This is a genomic window from Streptomyces sp. NPDC057010, from assembly GCF_042673805.1.
Lineage (GTDB): Bacteria > Actinomycetota > Actinomycetes > Streptomycetales > Streptomycetaceae > Streptomyces.
Map to the genome: position 1 here is coordinate 36,108 of NZ_JBHUSC010000028.1, position 15,349 is coordinate 51,456.

Here is a 15,349-nt window from a genome sequence, read left to right on the forward strand (position 1 = left end):
TAGTGCAAATGAAATCTCATATCCTGGTCGTGATATTCCTCGCCTTTCTTTTTTCTCCCGAACCCCCTATGCTGCGCCCCTTTCCGCGATAATTGACCCATGCCCATTCGGGCACGCCCGCTAGCACCGGGCGCACGGTGTGACGATTCGCGATAGGGGTTTCTCGAAAATGACCACGGACACAAGGGCACCGCACACCCAAATTCAGGAACTCATGCGGGAACACCGTCTCACGAGCCTCACTGCCGTGGCAGGCAAGCACGGCGAGACGCTGGCCTACCGCGCGGAGCGTCCCATCCGGGGCCGCTACGACCAGGTGACGACGTTCTACTACGTGATCACCCTCGACGGCCGGTACCTCGACAAGGGATTCAAGTCCCCCGGCGCCGTTACGAAGTGGGTACGCGAGCACTCCGCCGAGATTTCGGCCGAGTCTGTCGAGGACCCGAGTAATCAGGTCGAACCGGAAATGGTCGAGACCGAGGACGACATCACGGACCCGAACACTCCCGTTGGTCGGCAGGCATGGTCTGTCGTCAAGCTGTCCCGTGACGCTCAGAAGTACGCGACGCAGGCGGAGGAGCACGCCCAGGAAGCGGAGCGGCTCGCGCTGGAAACGGCCTGCTACGCGGATATCTCCGAAGTCTCTCGGACTGTGCGGGCAGTCGAGGAGCGGATTTCCGAGGCGCAGCGGCACACGGACCTGATCCGGCCGGAATTCGATGCGGCCGAGCGGCTGTACCGGCGGGCCCGTTGGGCTCACGCTGCGGCGTACCGCATCTCTAGCGTGATGTTCTTCTCTGACGGCCCGTGGGATGCCGTGATGGATGACTGGACGGAGCGCAGCAGCGATGCCCACGCGTCCGCCATGGAATACCGGGACCGCGCCGAGGGTGCGATTCAGGATGCCGGGGACGACGTCCGCCGCGCGGAACGTCAGCTTGACCGTGCATGCGCGGTCTGCGGCTGCTGGTACCCGTGCACGCGGTCCGGGCGTGAGCTGATCGCCGATCTGTATGAGCGTGGCGGGTACACGTGCGGTTGCGGGGGCGCCGTCGAGGCCGACGACGTTCCGGAGCCGGTTGAGCCGTGCGCGGGTCAGATCAGCTTCGACGACGTGCCGGAGCCGGAATTCCCCGTATCCCTCGCGGCCGGTGAGTCGGTGGCCCCGTACGAGGGTGAGCACCACCGTGCCGAGGACGACGGCTACGACTGGGCGTTCACCACGGCGGCCGGTCATGAGTTCCGGCTGTGCGCGCGCTCGTACAACCGGGATGAGTGGCAGGTGGCGCGGGCCCCGTTCACCGCTAGCGGGGCGTCCGGCGGCTGGTTCTGGTGGGCGGAGCCGTACGAGGGGCACAACGACCCCGTACACCTGGCGGCGGCCGTCGAGTGGTGCCGAAAGGACTCGGCATCGCGGGCGTGGGCGGCAGGCGTCTGGGCGCGGCACGGGCACATCAACGAGGAGCGCGTTCCGTGGTCGGCTGAGACCGTCGAAACGGAGCTTGAGCCGCGCGTGTGGCGCGTCGAGCGGTACGGGCGCGTCGGTCTCAAGGCTCAGTACCCGTGGGGCTGGGAGCGGTCGGCGGACGGCGCGTTCACCGAGGCGCCGATCACGGGCAACACGGACGGGATGTTCCGCAAGCGCGCCGACTTCTACCTGACCGTGGCCGGGCTGGAGGAGATCCCGACCGAGCGTTGGGTGATCGCGGGTGTGGACGCCTCGCACGGCAAGGACGCGCGGGAGTGCGGTCCCGGCGGCTGGGAGCACGGGGGGTGCCGTGCCCGTAAGTCCGAGGGCCGGTTCCTCGTGGACGTCCTCGCCGAGGACGGTGTGACGGTCATGGGCCGGGTCGGCGCGTGCGCGGAGCACCTGGCGCGGCGGCTGTTCGAGGTGCACGGCCACGAGGGCGAGCCGTGGGACGTCGCGCACAAGGCGGCGGGCAAGGTCGGCGGTTCCATGGGCTCTTGGCTGGACTGGAAGGAGCGGCTCTACGCGCTGACCGCGCAGATGCTGACGGCGGCCCTGGAGGCGGGCGAGACCAACCCCCGCCCCGACGCCGTGGCGGTGCTGCTGGGAGAAGCCCGGGTGATGGGTGAGCAGCAGGCCGCGAAGGCAGCGCGGAAGGCTGCCAGGACGGCGCACGAGACCACGGTGACCGAGCGGGACGGGTTCTTCATCCCCTCGTGCTCGTGCGGCTGGGTGCAGGACAACGGGGCCTTTCAGCGAGAGGACTTCGCCGAGATGCGCGCGGGCATGCACCGACGTCAGCCGGAATTCGATGTGGACCGGCCGCAGCCGGAGGAGAAGCAGGACCAGGGGGAGAACACGGTGGGGCGGGGCAGCATGGCGCCGAAGAAGAAGGTCGCGCCCAAGGTCGGCGACATCGTCTTCAGCGACAAGAAGACGTTCCCGTGCGTCGCGGAGATCCTGGGTCACCGCTACGTGGTGCGGAAGCTCGCCGGATCCTTCTCTGCCCAGCACGAGCACGCGGACGGGGCCCGGCTGATCTTCGAGGGCGAGGACCCGAAGAACATCTGCCGGACGGGCGGGGACATGTTCCCGAACCTGCCCGCGCTCAAGCGGGCGATCCTCGCGGACGCGGTGACCCGTGGTGAGCAGCAGGCGGAGCCGACGGCCGAGCAGCCGACCGAGGACGGGACTGCGCACCTGCCGAAGGCCCTGCGCCTGGCCCTGGCGCGCGACGCTGCTGAGGAGCAGGAGGAGCAGCAGCCGGTCACGCACGCCGACCTGTTCGCGGTCGACGGCGAGGAGCTGGTGACCCTCCTGGAGTCCCTGACGGAGGAGCAGCGGGAGACGCTGGCCGCGCCGTGGCCGGTGCGGTGGCTCTACCCGGCGGAGAAGCCCAGGGGGCTGAACTTCTGCGCGGGCTGCGGCGGGGGCTGCAAGGGCAAGCGGCTGGTGTCGGACACGGACATGATCTGTGTCGATCTGGCGGGCGACGCGGTGGCGACCTCGGAGGCGGCGGGCTGCACGGTGCTGCGCGCGGACGTGAAGACGCTGAACCCTGAACACCCCGCGCTGCGGTTCACCCACGACGTCATGTTCACGATGCCGTGCCCGGATTTCACGGTGGCTGGTACGGGCGCCGGTCGTGCTCCGGAGAACCTGGAGATCCTGGTCGAGGCGATCAACCAGGTCGGGTTCATGTACGGCAACTACGAGAAGGACGGCACGGAGTACTGCACCCACGAGGAGGACGGCGAGGAGTGCACCTGGGAGGAGGGGTGCTTCTCCTCGTACGGGGAGCGCACCGATCACACGGTGGCGGACATGTGGGCGCTCGTCGAGGGCATGACGGCCAAGACGGCGGGGCTGATGCTGGCCCCGGTGATCTGGTGCCTGGGCCTGCGGTACATCGGCGCCCCGCTCACCCGGATCGTCATCGAGCAGGCCGCCCTGCTGCCCGAGCAGGTCAAGGAGGACATCTGGCTTGAGCTGGTGACGGCCGGGTGCGAGCAGGCGGAATGGGACGTCATTGACGCTGCCGATTTCGGGTCTCCGAGCAACCGCAAGCGCTCGATCATGGCGGCGCACTGGTACCGGCGCCCGGGGATGCCGCAGGCCCCGGGGATCACCACGCTGGCTCATGAGGCGATCGGCTGGGAGCCGGACGCGGAGGTGAACACGCGGGGGGTGCGGAAGACCAGCGGGGGCAACAACTTCCGCATGGACGGCCGCACCAGCCGTCATCCGGAGCCGAAGCCGATCAACGGCATCACCTCGAAGATCCGAGGCTGGTACAACGCGGCCACGGGACGCCGGTTCACGATCGAGGAAGTGTGCCTCCTGGTCGGCCTGCCCGCGGACTACCCGGTGGTGGGGTCGCGCTCCTCGAAGACGCAGCAGCTCGGCGACGTCTTTTCTCCTCTCGTGTCCCTGGCCGTGTGGGGTCAGCTCCTCGGGGTGCCGTGGCGGGAGATGCTTCGCCGCTACCTGAGCGAGCTGTACCCGCAGGTGCACGGCGCCGACACGGAAGAAATTCCGGCCCAGATTCCAGCCGGCGAGTCCGCCGAGGTCGGGGAGGAAGTTCCTGCGCTTGCCGACACGGAGGAAAAGCCGGACGCCGCGGAGTGCGACCACCGATACGCGTGGCTCACCGTCGACCAAGCCGCTGAGGACGGCCGCGGCGTGGCTGTCGGGTGTGCCGACGGGTGCCAGCGGCTCACCCGCAAGGGGAAGTCCCGAACGTCGGCCCTGGCCCTGGCCGAGTGCGAGAGCTGCGAGGTGACGGGCGAGTGGGAGCGCGTGAGCGACACCGTGGAGCGGGTGGCCGTGGTGTGGGCCCCGAAGCGGGACGTGCCGACCATGCGCGAGACCCTGGAGAAGCACGTCGGGCCCGACTGGAAGCCGATCGAAGCCACCGCCGAGCCGGAGTTCGCCGAGGAGCCGGAGGAGCCGAAGCGATACCAGGGACCGCTCACCCGGCAGCAGAAGCGGGCGGCATGGCGCCTGCACGCGGGTGAGCCTCGGGTGACGGTGACCCCGCTGGACGCGGGCGGCGTCGCCGTCAGCATCAACGACGGGTCCTCGTTCGTGGACCTGCGCCCGGCCCTGGAGGCCGCCCCGGTGCGGCCGATGCTGGAGGCGGCACCCGTAGTGCTGCCGGTGACGGGTAGGGCGTACTGGGAGCCGGGGCAGCGCGTGACGCTGGCCGGACGGGCCGGGACGACGCGCTACAGCACCTTCGACGGGGTGCGGGTGGAGTGGGACGACGCGCCGCAGGTGTGCGACTACGTGCGTCCTCAGCAGCTGTGGGTGGAAGGCACCGAGCCGCAGCCGGAGCCGCGGGGGTGGTTCGAGCCGGTCGCCGCTCCCACGTTCGTCGAGAACGACGGCGACGCGATCGACTACGCGGCGATCAGCGCAGCCAACAGGGCCGCACGCGAAGAGGAGCTGACGGCGGAGCTGCTGACGGAGGAGCTTCGGGAGCAGCCCGAGGAGCTGGACGCCCCGTCGATGACGTGGGATGAGCTGGAATCGTCGCTCGATGCTCTGTGGCGGGAGCTGCGCGGGGAGCAGGAGGAGACGACGCCAGGGCTGGACTGGGAGGAGCTGACGGCGGAGTTGTCCACGCTGGGGGGTGAGCTGCGACGGCCGGAGCCGGTGGCGACGCCGGTCCGGGTACCCCGCACGCTGCGGCGGGACCTGATGAGCATTGCGGCGGCGGGGGCACTGGTGACGCTGGTCGGGGCGAGCGTGGCGGAGGTGGTGCCGCCCCTTGGGTGACCCCGGTGGGGCCGGGCGGTGTAGGAGCTGCGCCGCCTGGCCTCGGAGGGGGGGAGCGGCAGGGGCAGCACCAATGAAACCGCGCCCTTTGGCCGCCGAAAGGTAAACGAGCCGTTGACCGCTCCCACCGCCAGGGGATCACGGCCGCGGCGGGATCCGGTAGCGCGGCCAGCGAGGACGGCACCGGTGCAAAAACGGCCACTACGCGGCCGGCTGCAAGTTACCGGATCAGGATTTCCGCTGCTGATCATCGGTTCATGACGATCAATGCAGCCGAGGAGTCAGCACCAAAGCGCAGGAACGCCGCGACGTTCAGTCGGCCGCTGACTCGCCAGCAGATGAGCCATCAGCGTGTGGTCGAGTGGCGCCGACCCGAGGGGCACCCCGTGGTCGGGATGCTCGCGTACCGCTCCGCTCCCGACGATGAACACGCGAAGTGGCTCGTGGTGCCGGTAGCCAACGGGGTCACGGTCCTGCGCGTGCCGTGGCCGGCGGTGGAGGCTGGTGAGTTCTTCGGAACCGGCGTGGGGGTTCTCTCGGTCGAACAGCAACGCACGATCGGCCGGTGGCTGCGGGCTGAGCTGCCGGAGTAGGCGCCGCGGTTGGGCGCCGGGTTGTACGCAGCAGTTGGCGAGTCACAGGTGGGAAACGCGTTTCCCACTCGGCCGGCGAGAGTGTCCCCCATGGGGGACTCGGGATCGAAGCGTAAATGGTGCGTTCGAAACAACCCGGCATGAAGTAGAAGTATGCGGGCGCCAAGGCGTCCAAGATCCGGACGAGCCTGCGCCGGGTCCATGACTCCGAATAAGGTACAGATATTGCGAGTGTTGACACGCTCTGCGGAGCGAAGGGGGACAGAAGTGATCGAAGGTGTGGAATCGGGACTCGCCACGGTGCGAACCGGTGTTGGCGTCCCGCGCCAGATCCAGCGGCCGGAGGAGTACGACGAGCAGACCCGGGCCGGGCTGGACTACGTAGACGACATCGCCGCCGAGAAGGTGGCCGCCGGCCGTCCCGACAACACCGTCACCGCCTACGCCCAGGACTGGAAGGCGTGGGAGAAGTTCTGCGCCGAGAAGCAGCTACCTCTCCTCGCGATCCGGTCCGGCACGCTCGTGTGGTTCGTCGAATGGCTCTGGGAGCAGCCCGGCAGGAAGGCGGGAAGCCGAACCGCGCCGTCCACCATCGACCGCCGCATCACCGGCATCGTCGTATCCGCCCGCGTCGACCACAAGCTGACGTTGGAGCACGGCGTGGCCAAGCAGGCGCGAGCCCGCCTGACGCAGCTCAAGGACGAGTTGGCCAAGAGCCCCGAGACCCGAGGCCGCGGTAAGGCTCCGGCCCTGAAGATTCCGCACCTCCAGCTGATCAGCGCCGCCCTTCCGGACAACCTCCGCGGCCTCCGCGACCGCGCCCTGGTGCTCGTGCACTTCGCCCTCGCCGGCCGGGAACACGAAATCGCGTGGCTGCGGAACCGGCACATCACGCTCACCGACGAGGGCCTGGTGGTGGACGTCGCGGTGTCCAAGGTCAAGCCCCGCACCGTCGGCATTCCCTACGGAACGCGCCTCGCCACCTGCCCCGTACGGAACTGGGTCAAGTACAAGGAAGCCGTCGAGGAGCTGACCGGGGAGCCGCTCAATCCCGACGAGTTCGCGTTCCGCAGGATCCACGCCAAGGGGAAATCGCTCATGGCCGGCGGCATCACCCCCGAAGCCGTCGGCGACGTCGTCACCAGCGCCGGGGAGATCGCGGGGATCGAGATCAGGTTCACCGGACACAGCCCCCGCCGAGGCTTCGCCACCGAATCCGTGAAGAAGGGCAAGGAGCGGGAAGCGAAGCGGCAGGGCGGATGGGCCAAGGCCAGCCGCGCCTTCGAGGAGTACGTGGAGGAAGGCGGACTGTTCGAGGACAACGCGCTGCATGGCATCGGCTTGTAGCGGCTGCCGTCCAAGCCCCCGTTAGTTCATGAGCGGGGGCATTCATTTATTTGAGCAGCAGTTTCTCGTCCTGCCGGACGGCGTACATCTCCAGGCGGTAGCCCAACGCTGCGAGGTAGGAAGCCAGCCGGCCGGGAACGTGCGATTCCTCGTGCTCGAAATTTCCGACCGCCGAGCGGGAGACGTCCATCAGCTTGGCGACTTCGTCCTGGGACAGCTTCAGGAGCTTCCGCAGATCCTTCACCGGCACTTCTTCAACCTCGATCGCCGGCCGCGGTTCATCGAGCAGCGTCATGGGGTCGAAAAACTCTATGTCATCCTCCGCTCCCAGATCAGATGCAGCAACGTAGGAAGGCGGCAGGTTCCACGGCATCGAGCTTTTCCCTTCGGATGACACCTATTCGTGTCATGACACCGATCGGTGTCATTTGGCGCTGCTGCAATTTTCCACGAAAGATCAACGAAGGGGAATGTTGAAAGTCAAGGATGTTGTGATGTGAGGAATGCCACTGCCTCCGGAGCCAGGCGCCGGCCGGGCTGCCCTGCCTGGCTCTAGCAGGGTGTTAGGCAGGGTGTTGCTGGAGCTGTGCCCTGCTGGCGTGGCGTGAGAACTAAGCGAAATACTTCTTCTGCCAATGCATTCTTCTGGCTACGGCAGGAGCAGGCGCCCGGCCCGGCGAGCGTGGCGTACGTAGGGGAAGCAGTACCTATGTATGTAGAAGGGCACATTGCTTGGGCCCCCCGGAAAATCTTTCCCCGTCTCTTCGGGCACCGCGGATACCTACTTGCAAGGGAAGCTCTTCGCCCCGCCGACGTCCTGCATGCGGATCCGCCACATCTGGCGGACCTCTATTCACCTCGACATTTTCCCGTTAACACCATCAACCCGCAGTGGTGAATGCTGGTGGCATGGACGACCCGACAGTCTTCACCAATACCGCGGACCGGCGTATGCCGGCGCTGCTGCGATACCCGGATGACGCCGATCCTGGTCTCATCCTCCGCGAGTTCCCCCCTGACTTCTTCACCTGGAGTCAGCAGTGGGGGTGTCCGACATTCCCCGCCAACCGTGTCACCGATGTCGTTCGTTCTCTGCACCGCCACTTCACGTACGTATCCGTCAGGAGCGGACCTTCCGAAAGGGAGCTGGAGCGGAGTAACCGAGTACACCGCAGCGCATCGGCGCTCACATGAACGGCCGGTTTGCCTCTCCCGGTCGAAGGGGCCCCGTATTCGCCAGCGGGGCCCCGCACCTTCTTTCAGGCTTCCTTGTAGCCGCTCTCTGCGCCGCCTACAAACTGCCGGTTAACCAGCGCGCCGCTGTTCTGCTTCACCGCCCCCGACCTGTACCGGCTGGTGTCGCCGTAGTAGTGGCGGACAGCGGCGTCGTACTCCGTCGAATCGTCCACGACCATGCGCCGCGTGTGGGCGTTGGTCATCTTCCCCTCGCCCTCGTTCCTCACGGACGTGGAGTAGGAACCGCACGGGCGCACCGCCGGATTCTCCCGAGTGTCGGGGCGCTGCATGTCGGGGTGAAGTCCCCATTGGCTGTAGTCGACGCCGGGGCGGTGGTACGGATCGTCATCGGCAAAGCGGAAGTTGTTGATCGAAGGGGCATGTGCCTGACACAGCAGCTCATCGACCGTGCGGCGGGCGCGGTCCGGCGAATCATCCATGGGTACACGGACACCTTGGTTACGCGCATTCATGGGGACCTCCTTTGTGGGGCTTACTGCTGATTATCCCCGCCGAATTTTCTTCAAGTGAAAGAGAGAAAGACATGAACGACTTCTGGGCGCGTAAGGCGCAGGAACGGGCCGAGCAGCAGCGTCAGGCCGAGCAGGAGGCGATGGCAGCGCAGCTGACCTACCGGAACCCCAACCTCGGTGGCTGGAGCCAGGCGGCGGTCGAGAAGCGGCGCGCGGAGGTGGCACGCAACAAGGCAGCGGAAGCGGCCGTAGGGGTGGGTCAGTCCGTGGGTGAGCGGATGCAGAGGGAGTACGCGCTTCGTGCTTTCCAGGCCCGCGGCGTGGACGCGGCGACGCTGGAAGCAAGGCCGGCCGCGGTGTACGGGGACGTGTCCTGAGATGGACGCCGGGCGTGTTTCAGCGCCGCCGGAGCGCTGGAGGGCAGCGTACGAGTCCGCGGAACGTGTGTACCAGCCTCCGCCGCCGGACGTCAGCAGGGCGCCGGTGGGGACGCGTAAGTACGCTCCTGGACCCGACGGGACGCATTGGGCCTCGGGGGTGCTGTGGTGGCGGGTGGTCATGGGCGAGGCGCTGTTCTACGTCCACCCCCGCCGCATCACGGCCTACAACGGCCACAAGCACGTCGATGTCGTGGTGGTCGACGTACGCCGCAAGGGGCAGGAGCTGGACAGCGTTGCTGTCCCCTCTCCCGCGCTTTCGAGAGATCTGGAGATGTGGGCGGGCCGCTGGATCGCGGTACGGATTCTGCGGGACGGGAAGCGCCGGCCTTGGCGTGCGATGCCCGTAACCGATGGGCCCTGGGCGGCCACCGCCGACGAGCTGAACGCCGATCTCTGAGGAGGTATGGCTACCACTGCGGGTGTGGCACATCGGCTGCACCCGGGGCCCTTGCAATCACTGGGCCGTGACCTCCAGGGAGTTACTCGCTGGAGCCGGTGCACCTCACCCGCTGTTCCGCACACCCCTGTCATTCGTCCGACACCCCTTCGGGTCTTTTCGGGAAAGCACCTCCCAGTGGTGTCTCCTCAGATTGGAGCCGACATGAACCTTCCCGAGTTCCTCCACCGCTGGTGGCCGAGCGTGGAGCCGATCATCGACCTCACTACTCCCGAGGCGCGCGCGGAGGCGGCTGCGGCGTATCCGGCAGCGAAGGCCAAGGGCCACATCGTCGACTTCCACGCGGCCCCGCAGGAACCGCCCCGGCACCGCCCCCGCATGACGCCGCCGTGCCCCATCGCGATCATTCGGAAGTCCGACGGGGCGAGGTGGAGCTGATGAGCAGCAAGCGGCGCCGGAACGTCGTCCGGAGCGGCCCCGTCGTGGGCAGGGACGCCCGGCGCGAGCACCTGGAGGCGGCCATCATGGAGGAGCCGCCGGAGACGCCTACGGCGGCTTATGAGGGCCCGACGCCGCCCAGCTGGATGAAGAGGCCCAAGGTCGTCTACAACGTCCGCAATCAGCCTGTGGAATGGGTCGACGAGTGGCCATACGACGAGTGGGCGCATCGCGTAGGCCGTGCAAAAGGAGACTTGCTGATTCTTGACCGGCTCTCCGAGGAAGAGGATGTGAACGAGGCGGAGCCTCCTTCGTGGATGCCGCACCGGACGAGCCGCAAGACCCCCTTGCAGGTGCTCAATCATCCTTCAGAGCGTCTCGATCTCGCGACGCGACTGAAGTACAACCTCATGGACAAGCCGTGGGTCGGCAAGAGCTGGCTTCGGGAGAATGCACGACTGCACCCCGAGGGTCTGCCCGCGGCCACGCCGGAGGAGGAAGAGATGCGGCGGGAGGCGCGCGACATTACGTGCTCGATCGCTCCTTGGTGGGACGAGTAGCCCCTGCATATGACACTGCCCCGCTCCCAGCAGCACCGGGGAGCGGGCCAGTGTCATGTCCGGGTCAGTGACTGATGAGCAGCTCGACGTGATCGACCGCGGCCTGGGTGGACTCGATCAGTCCGGCGTCGCCCTTGGCGAGCCGCAGACGCCGGGCCTCCCAGAGATGGGCGCGGGCGCATTCGAGGTCGCCACGCTCCATGAGGTGCTTGCCGAAGTGCTGGAGTGCGAAGTCGACGAGGTCGGGGTGCTGCTCCTGGGCGGCGTCCAGGGCCTCGCGGTAGAGCGCATCAGCGGTCTCGGCCGCACCGGCATAGCGGTACGCGTCGCCCAGGTTCAGCTGGGTGGCGATGGCGGCGCGGGTGCTGCCGCTGGCGGTGGCCATGTCGAGGGCCTGGTGCAGGAAGGCACGAGCGTCCTGGTGCTCGCCGAGGACCAGCAGGCCGATGCCGACCCACCGCGCTCGGGTCCTGGCGGCGTCCGTGTCCTCGGGGAGCGTCCGAAGTTCCTCGCGGAGCTCCTCGACGGCGGCGTTCAGCTGCGCGCGGTCCGTGGGGACCATGCGCAGATCCTCGCCGTGTGTGATCAGGTGTTGGAGCACACGCTTCTCCCTACGGTCGGATGCCTCGGACCAGCAGGGTGCCGATGTGGCCGGGCGTGGGCGCGTCGATCTCGCGGACCTCGATGTCGGTAAAGCTGGCGTTCTCCATGAACTCGTGCCACTGGTGCAGGGGGTAGCTGTATCGGTAGGTGAACATCGCGGGCCCGGCGAAGCCGCCCTTGTACATGCCCTGTGGGCCGTAGGCGCCGGGGATGGCGGGGGGCTGGGAGAAGGTGAAGACGCCGCCGGGGTTGAGGGAGTTCGCCACGAGGGGGAAGAGGCGGGCGGGGTCGGTGAACCAGGCGGCGCCGAAGATCGAATAGACGGCGTCGAAGGTGCTTTCGGCGCCGGCCAGGTGGGCGAGGATCTCGGCGCACACGAACTCGATGCCGAGGTGGCCGTACTTCTCGGTGCTGTGGGCGACGGCGACCGGGGAGAGGTCCACGCCGGTGCCCTTGATGCCCTGCTCGGCGAGGTAGGCGAGCGCGCGGCCGGTGCCGTAGCCGATTTCCAGGACGGTAGCGGGGTCGCCGGGGATGCCGGGGCCGGGGTCGTTGGGGTGGTCCTTGTACTGGGTCCAGCGGAAGACGGGGTCGCCGTTGGAGGGGTCCTTCGTGGCGCTCTCGGCGAACTGGTCCCACAGGGCGCGCTCGTGCTCGTAGTTGTGCGGCGTGGTCATGGCGATGTCCTTCAGAAACGCGGGAGGGGCCCCGCCGGTCGCGCTGGCGAGGCCCACACCCTAGGGGCGGTTCGGTTGTGCATGTGCCGGATTCGGCCGCGGGTCGTCCGTCAGTGGGAGTCGGGCACCTTGGAGTCGCACGGCGAGCAGTCCGCGCCGTCCTTGGCCCACAGCTCCTGGTCCGGGGAGAACCCGCAGGAGGTCAGGAAGTCCGCGGTGCGGATGACCAGGCCGTCGGTGCGGCGCTTGATGAACGGCGCGTGGTGCTTGTACTTGCCGCCGTTGTAGAGGTCGCAGAACGCGAAGTAGACCGGGGTGTCGAGGATGACCTGGTGGACACCCTTGTCGACGATCTTGCCGACGCCGATGTGGACGTCCGGGTTCTCCATCGACGCGATCATGTACATCACCGCGTTGCCCAGGATGCGCTCGGCGGTCTCGCGGGTGTCCACCTCGTCGCGGAGCAGCAGCGCGATCTCGCGGTCCCAGACGGTCATGCCGTCGTCGAGGATGTTGACGGTCAGGTGCTGGATGTGCGGCGTGACCGCGTTCAGCAGCTCCTTCGGGTCGCGGGAACGGGCGGTGTTGCCGGTGCTCGGGTTCTCGATCATGACGGTCATGCGGTGGTGCTCCTCTCGATCTGTTCGAGTGGTGCAGGGGGTGGTGCTGTCCGCCCGGATCGGGGGCGGGGGTCTGGGGGTCACATCCCCTTGAGGTGCTCGCGGACGTGGCCGGCGAGGTCGCGGTAGTAGTCCGTGCGGTCCTCGGCCTGGAGGATCTGTGCGCACACGGTGAGGACGGCGACCCGGGCCTCGGGGCGGTCGAGGATGGGCGCGAACTCCTTGCGGACGCGGGCGGCGGTGTCCGGGGCGCGCAGGGCGTAGATGTGGAGGGTGGCGGCGTCGAAGCCGTACGGTCCGGTGCCCCAGCCTTCCCAGTCGATGACGTGGCCGTCGGTGGTGACGTTCGCCCAGTGCAGATCATCGTGGGCGGTGGACCAGGTGATGTCTTCGACTTGGTGACCGGTGTACTGCGGGACGACGCGGCGGATGTACTCCTCGCGCACAGCGACGCGTTCGGTGGGGACGGCGGCGAGGGTGCCGAGGGCGCCGCGGATGTCGGCCCACCACGTTTCGGGGAGCGCCGGATCCTCGTCGAGGACGGGGCAGACGGAGACCACGGGCGCGGTGAGGCGGTCGTACAGTTCGGCTCGGTAGGACCAACCGTCCGCGCTCCAGTCGTGTACCCGGAGCAGCGCCGGGCGGCGCACCGCTGCGGGCAGGGCGCGGCGGGCGAGGAGGGGCCCGTCCCAGAGCTTGCCTCCGGCCTTCTCGTCGGGCTCGCTGACCAGGCGCAGCCAGCAGTCCCCGGAGGGCCCGGAGAGGGTCCGACCCTGGTACCCCCACACCCGCGGATCGGGCGGGGCTGCGAGGTGCAGCCCTTCGCATGCCTGGGCGTAGGCGGCGTGCATGCGGTCGCGGATCTCGGGTGCGGGGGCGGGGAACATGGCGGCCTACTTCCCGGTGACGGCGACGACGTCGGAGGTGACGAGTTCGGTGGCGAGGGCGGCAGCCTGGTCGAGGGTGATTCCGGATCGTCGGGCGAGGACTCCCAGGGGGACCGCTTCGCCGGCCACGAGGGGCTCCAGGAATCCGACGGTGTGTGCGCTGAGCGTCCACTCCTGCCCGGCGGCGCGGAACACGATGCCGCTGTCGGCCACATGGTAGGAGGCTCGGGCGGTGGTGAGGCGCAGGATCAGGGTCTCGTCGGCCGGGACGGTCTCGATGTGGGGCAGGGAGGGGAAGGGGCGTCCGGGGTCGCAGGCGTCGAGGGATTCGAGGTACTCGGCGATGACGTTGGGGTGCAGCGCCTCGGTGATCTCCTTGCGCAGGGATTCGACGTAGGCGGCTTGGTCGGCGGGTGAGGCGTGGACCGGGAGTGAGGCCCGAAGGGTGGCGGAGCCGGTGAGCTGCCGGGCGAGCCACTGGAGGAGGCTCTGGCCGGTGGCGGGGGTGAGGCCGCACGTCAGGTGCAGGGAGCGGCCTTCGGTCGCGGCCACGGCGTGCCAGCAGCCGCGCGGGACGTACAGCATGTCTCCGGCCCGCAGCATGATTTCGGTGAACGCCTCGGCGTCGGGTTCCTCGGGGGTCTCGGTGTCGTCGCGGAGGGGGTCCGGCCGGGTCTGGCCGTACAGCCGCCAGCGCTTGGACCCTTCGAGCTGGAAGATCACCGTGTCGTGGTCGTCCCAGTGGATTCCGAATCCCTCGGTCGAGGTCCACGAGGCGTACAGGTTGATCTGGACGTCGGTGTGGAAGTGCCGTTCCAGGGTCTCGGCGAGTTCGGCGACGCCGGGGTGCAGGCCCTCCATGGCGTCCACGACGAGGGAGGCGCCTGCGGCTATCTGCTGGTGCAGGGCGGCGGGGAGGACGCGCTGCCGTACTTCGTGGCGCTTGGTCACCTTGCTGTGGAGGTACTCGTGCGGGGGGACCTGGACGCCGGCGCGGAAGAGGCGGAGCCGGGGGGCGTCGAGCCGGTGCCGGCCGAGGATGTCGTTCAGGTCGTCCCACGTGAGCAGGCCGGAGAAGTCCGCGACCTGCGACCAGTGCTGAGAGGTGCGGCCAAAGGCCCCGGCGAGGAAGTCCCCGCCGAGGCCCTTAACCGCCGCATCGAGAGCGGCGTTCATCAGCGGCGGCGACTAGTCGTTGCCGTCGCCCTTGCCGGTGCCCCCGCCGTCGGGGGTCTGGGTGCTGGCACCCTTCACGATGCGCTTCGAGATGATCAGGTCCATCACGATCTCCTCTCTCGGTGCTGCGGTGATTCCCGCCGGAGGATTCCGACGGGAGGCTGTGCGCCCGCCCCGGGCCGTAGGAGTGCGGGGCGGAAGTCTGAGGTGGTTCAGCCCCGTTCGAGGCTGGAGGGGTCCTTCACGATCCACTCCTTGCCGCCGCCGGGGGGCCGGGCGAAGATCGCGTTGGTGATGGTGATGCGGGTGGTGGGGTCGACCCACTCGCCGATGAACTGGACGATCCCGTTCTTGCGTTCCAGCGGATCCCTGATCGCTGTCCCCTCGGTCACCCAGCCGGGCACCGTCTGGCGCTGGCGCTCACGGCCGGGGCGGGACACCGTCACCCCGTTCGATGTCGGCGCGGCGCATGAACTTCTCCCAGCCGCCGGCCGCGCGGACGCGCAGGGCCCGGCTCGGCGCCCCGGGGCTCGGCTCCTGTATGGCGAGGGTGCGTCCGCTGGCTCCGGGCTTCCGGCGCGGCAGGGAGGTCATGGCCTTCTCCTCTCCGACGAGGGCACAGCGGGGCTACGGCTGCGACGTAGGGATGAG

Annotated in this window: 16 protein-coding genes; 7 read left to right on the top strand and 9 right to left on the bottom strand. The window is 68.4% G+C overall.

The annotated features are described in order from the left end of the window. Nucleotides 1–247 precede the first annotated feature (247 nt). The 3 genes from ACFTXQ_RS22680 (at nucleotide 248) to ACFTXQ_RS22690 (ending at nucleotide 7,191) form a co-directional block, all read left to right on the top strand. On the top strand, nucleotides 248–5,251 hold the full coding sequence (locus ACFTXQ_RS22680; RefSeq protein ID WP_382643483.1) for a hypothetical protein: 5,004 nt from the start codon (nucleotides 248–250) through the stop codon (nucleotides 5,249–5,251). A gap of 257 nt (nucleotides 5,252–5,508) precedes the next feature. Beyond that, nucleotides 5,509–5,844, top strand: coding sequence for a hypothetical protein (locus tag ACFTXQ_RS22685; RefSeq protein WP_382643485.1), 336 nt, complete (start codon nucleotides 5,509–5,511; stop codon nucleotides 5,842–5,844). A gap of 267 nt (nucleotides 5,845–6,111) precedes the next feature. After that, nucleotides 6,112–7,191 (top strand): integrase, encoded by a 1,080-nt coding sequence (locus ACFTXQ_RS22690; protein WP_382643487.1) that lies wholly within the window; start codon nucleotides 6,112–6,114, stop codon nucleotides 7,189–7,191. A 46-nt stretch (nucleotides 7,192–7,237) separates the two neighbouring features. Here the strand turns inward: ACFTXQ_RS22690 and ACFTXQ_RS22695 are convergent, their stop codons facing one another. Both ACFTXQ_RS22695 and ACFTXQ_RS22700 read right to left on the bottom strand, forming a co-directional pair. Beyond that, complete coding sequence (locus ACFTXQ_RS22695) at nucleotides 7,238–7,564, bottom strand: helix-turn-helix domain-containing protein (protein ID WP_382643488.1); 327 nt, start codon at nucleotides 7,562–7,564, stop codon at nucleotides 7,238–7,240. Between the two features lie 886 nt (nucleotides 7,565–8,450). Then, nucleotides 8,451–8,900 (bottom strand): hypothetical protein, encoded by a 450-nt coding sequence (locus tag ACFTXQ_RS22700; RefSeq protein WP_382643489.1) that lies wholly within the window; start codon nucleotides 8,898–8,900, stop codon nucleotides 8,451–8,453. Between the two features lie 71 nt (nucleotides 8,901–8,971). Between ACFTXQ_RS22700 and ACFTXQ_RS22705 the strand changes: the two genes are divergently transcribed. The 4 genes from ACFTXQ_RS22705 (at nucleotide 8,972) to ACFTXQ_RS22720 (ending at nucleotide 10,735) form a co-directional block, all read left to right on the top strand. Further along, nucleotides 8,972–9,277 (top strand): hypothetical protein, encoded by a 306-nt coding sequence (locus ACFTXQ_RS22705; protein ID WP_382643490.1) that lies wholly within the window; start codon nucleotides 8,972–8,974, stop codon nucleotides 9,275–9,277. A 106-nt stretch (nucleotides 9,278–9,383) separates the two neighbouring features. Beyond that, entirely contained in the window at nucleotides 9,384–9,737 is a 354-nt protein-coding gene (locus ACFTXQ_RS22710) for a hypothetical protein (protein WP_382643492.1), read from the top strand. A gap of 204 nt (nucleotides 9,738–9,941) precedes the next feature. Next, nucleotides 9,942–10,175, top strand: a complete 234-nt coding sequence (locus ACFTXQ_RS22715) for a hypothetical protein (RefSeq protein ID WP_382643494.1) — start codon at nucleotides 9,942–9,944, stop codon at nucleotides 10,173–10,175. Next, on the top strand, nucleotides 10,175–10,735 hold the full coding sequence (locus ACFTXQ_RS22720; RefSeq protein WP_382643496.1) for a hypothetical protein: 561 nt from the start codon (nucleotides 10,175–10,177) through the stop codon (nucleotides 10,733–10,735). The genes ACFTXQ_RS22715 and ACFTXQ_RS22720 overlap by 1 nt, the downstream gene beginning before the upstream one ends. Before the next feature lie 64 nt (nucleotides 10,736–10,799). On the opposite strand, the gene ACFTXQ_RS22725 is transcribed toward ACFTXQ_RS22720, so the two are convergent. The 7 genes from ACFTXQ_RS22725 to ACFTXQ_RS22755 form a co-directional block, all read right to left on the bottom strand. Further along, nucleotides 10,800–11,297 carry a tetratricopeptide repeat protein gene (locus tag ACFTXQ_RS22725; RefSeq protein WP_382643498.1) on the bottom strand — a complete coding sequence of 166 codons (498 nt, stop codon included), beginning with the start codon at nucleotides 11,295–11,297 and terminating at the stop codon, nucleotides 10,800–10,802. 49 nt (nucleotides 11,298–11,346) lie between these two features. Continuing rightward, on the bottom strand, nucleotides 11,347–12,015 hold the full coding sequence (locus ACFTXQ_RS22730) for a class I SAM-dependent methyltransferase (RefSeq protein ID WP_382643500.1): 669 nt from the start codon (nucleotides 12,013–12,015) through the stop codon (nucleotides 11,347–11,349). Nucleotides 12,016–12,125: 110 nt separating this feature from the next. Further along, entirely contained in the window at nucleotides 12,126–12,635 is a 510-nt protein-coding gene (locus ACFTXQ_RS22735; RefSeq protein ID WP_382643501.1) for a hypothetical protein, read from the bottom strand. 80 nt (nucleotides 12,636–12,715) lie between these two features. Beyond that, the gene (locus tag ACFTXQ_RS22740) at nucleotides 12,716–13,522 is read right to left on the bottom strand and encodes a hypothetical protein (RefSeq protein ID WP_382643503.1); all 807 of its coding nucleotides are present in this window, start codon (nucleotides 13,520–13,522) and stop codon (nucleotides 12,716–12,718) included. A gap of 6 nt (nucleotides 13,523–13,528) precedes the next feature. Continuing rightward, the gene (locus ACFTXQ_RS22745; protein ID WP_382643505.1) at nucleotides 13,529–14,698 is read right to left on the bottom strand and encodes a cupin domain-containing protein; all 1,170 of its coding nucleotides are present in this window, start codon (nucleotides 14,696–14,698) and stop codon (nucleotides 13,529–13,531) included. 212 nt (nucleotides 14,699–14,910) lie between these two features. Then, the gene (locus tag ACFTXQ_RS22750; RefSeq protein ID WP_382643507.1) at nucleotides 14,911–15,090 is read right to left on the bottom strand and encodes a hypothetical protein; all 180 of its coding nucleotides are present in this window, start codon (nucleotides 15,088–15,090) and stop codon (nucleotides 14,911–14,913) included. A gap of 28 nt (nucleotides 15,091–15,118) precedes the next feature. Further along, on the bottom strand, nucleotides 15,119–15,292 hold the full coding sequence (locus ACFTXQ_RS22755; RefSeq protein WP_382643509.1) for a hypothetical protein: 174 nt from the start codon (nucleotides 15,290–15,292) through the stop codon (nucleotides 15,119–15,121). Nucleotides 15,293–15,349: the final 57 nt, after the last annotated feature.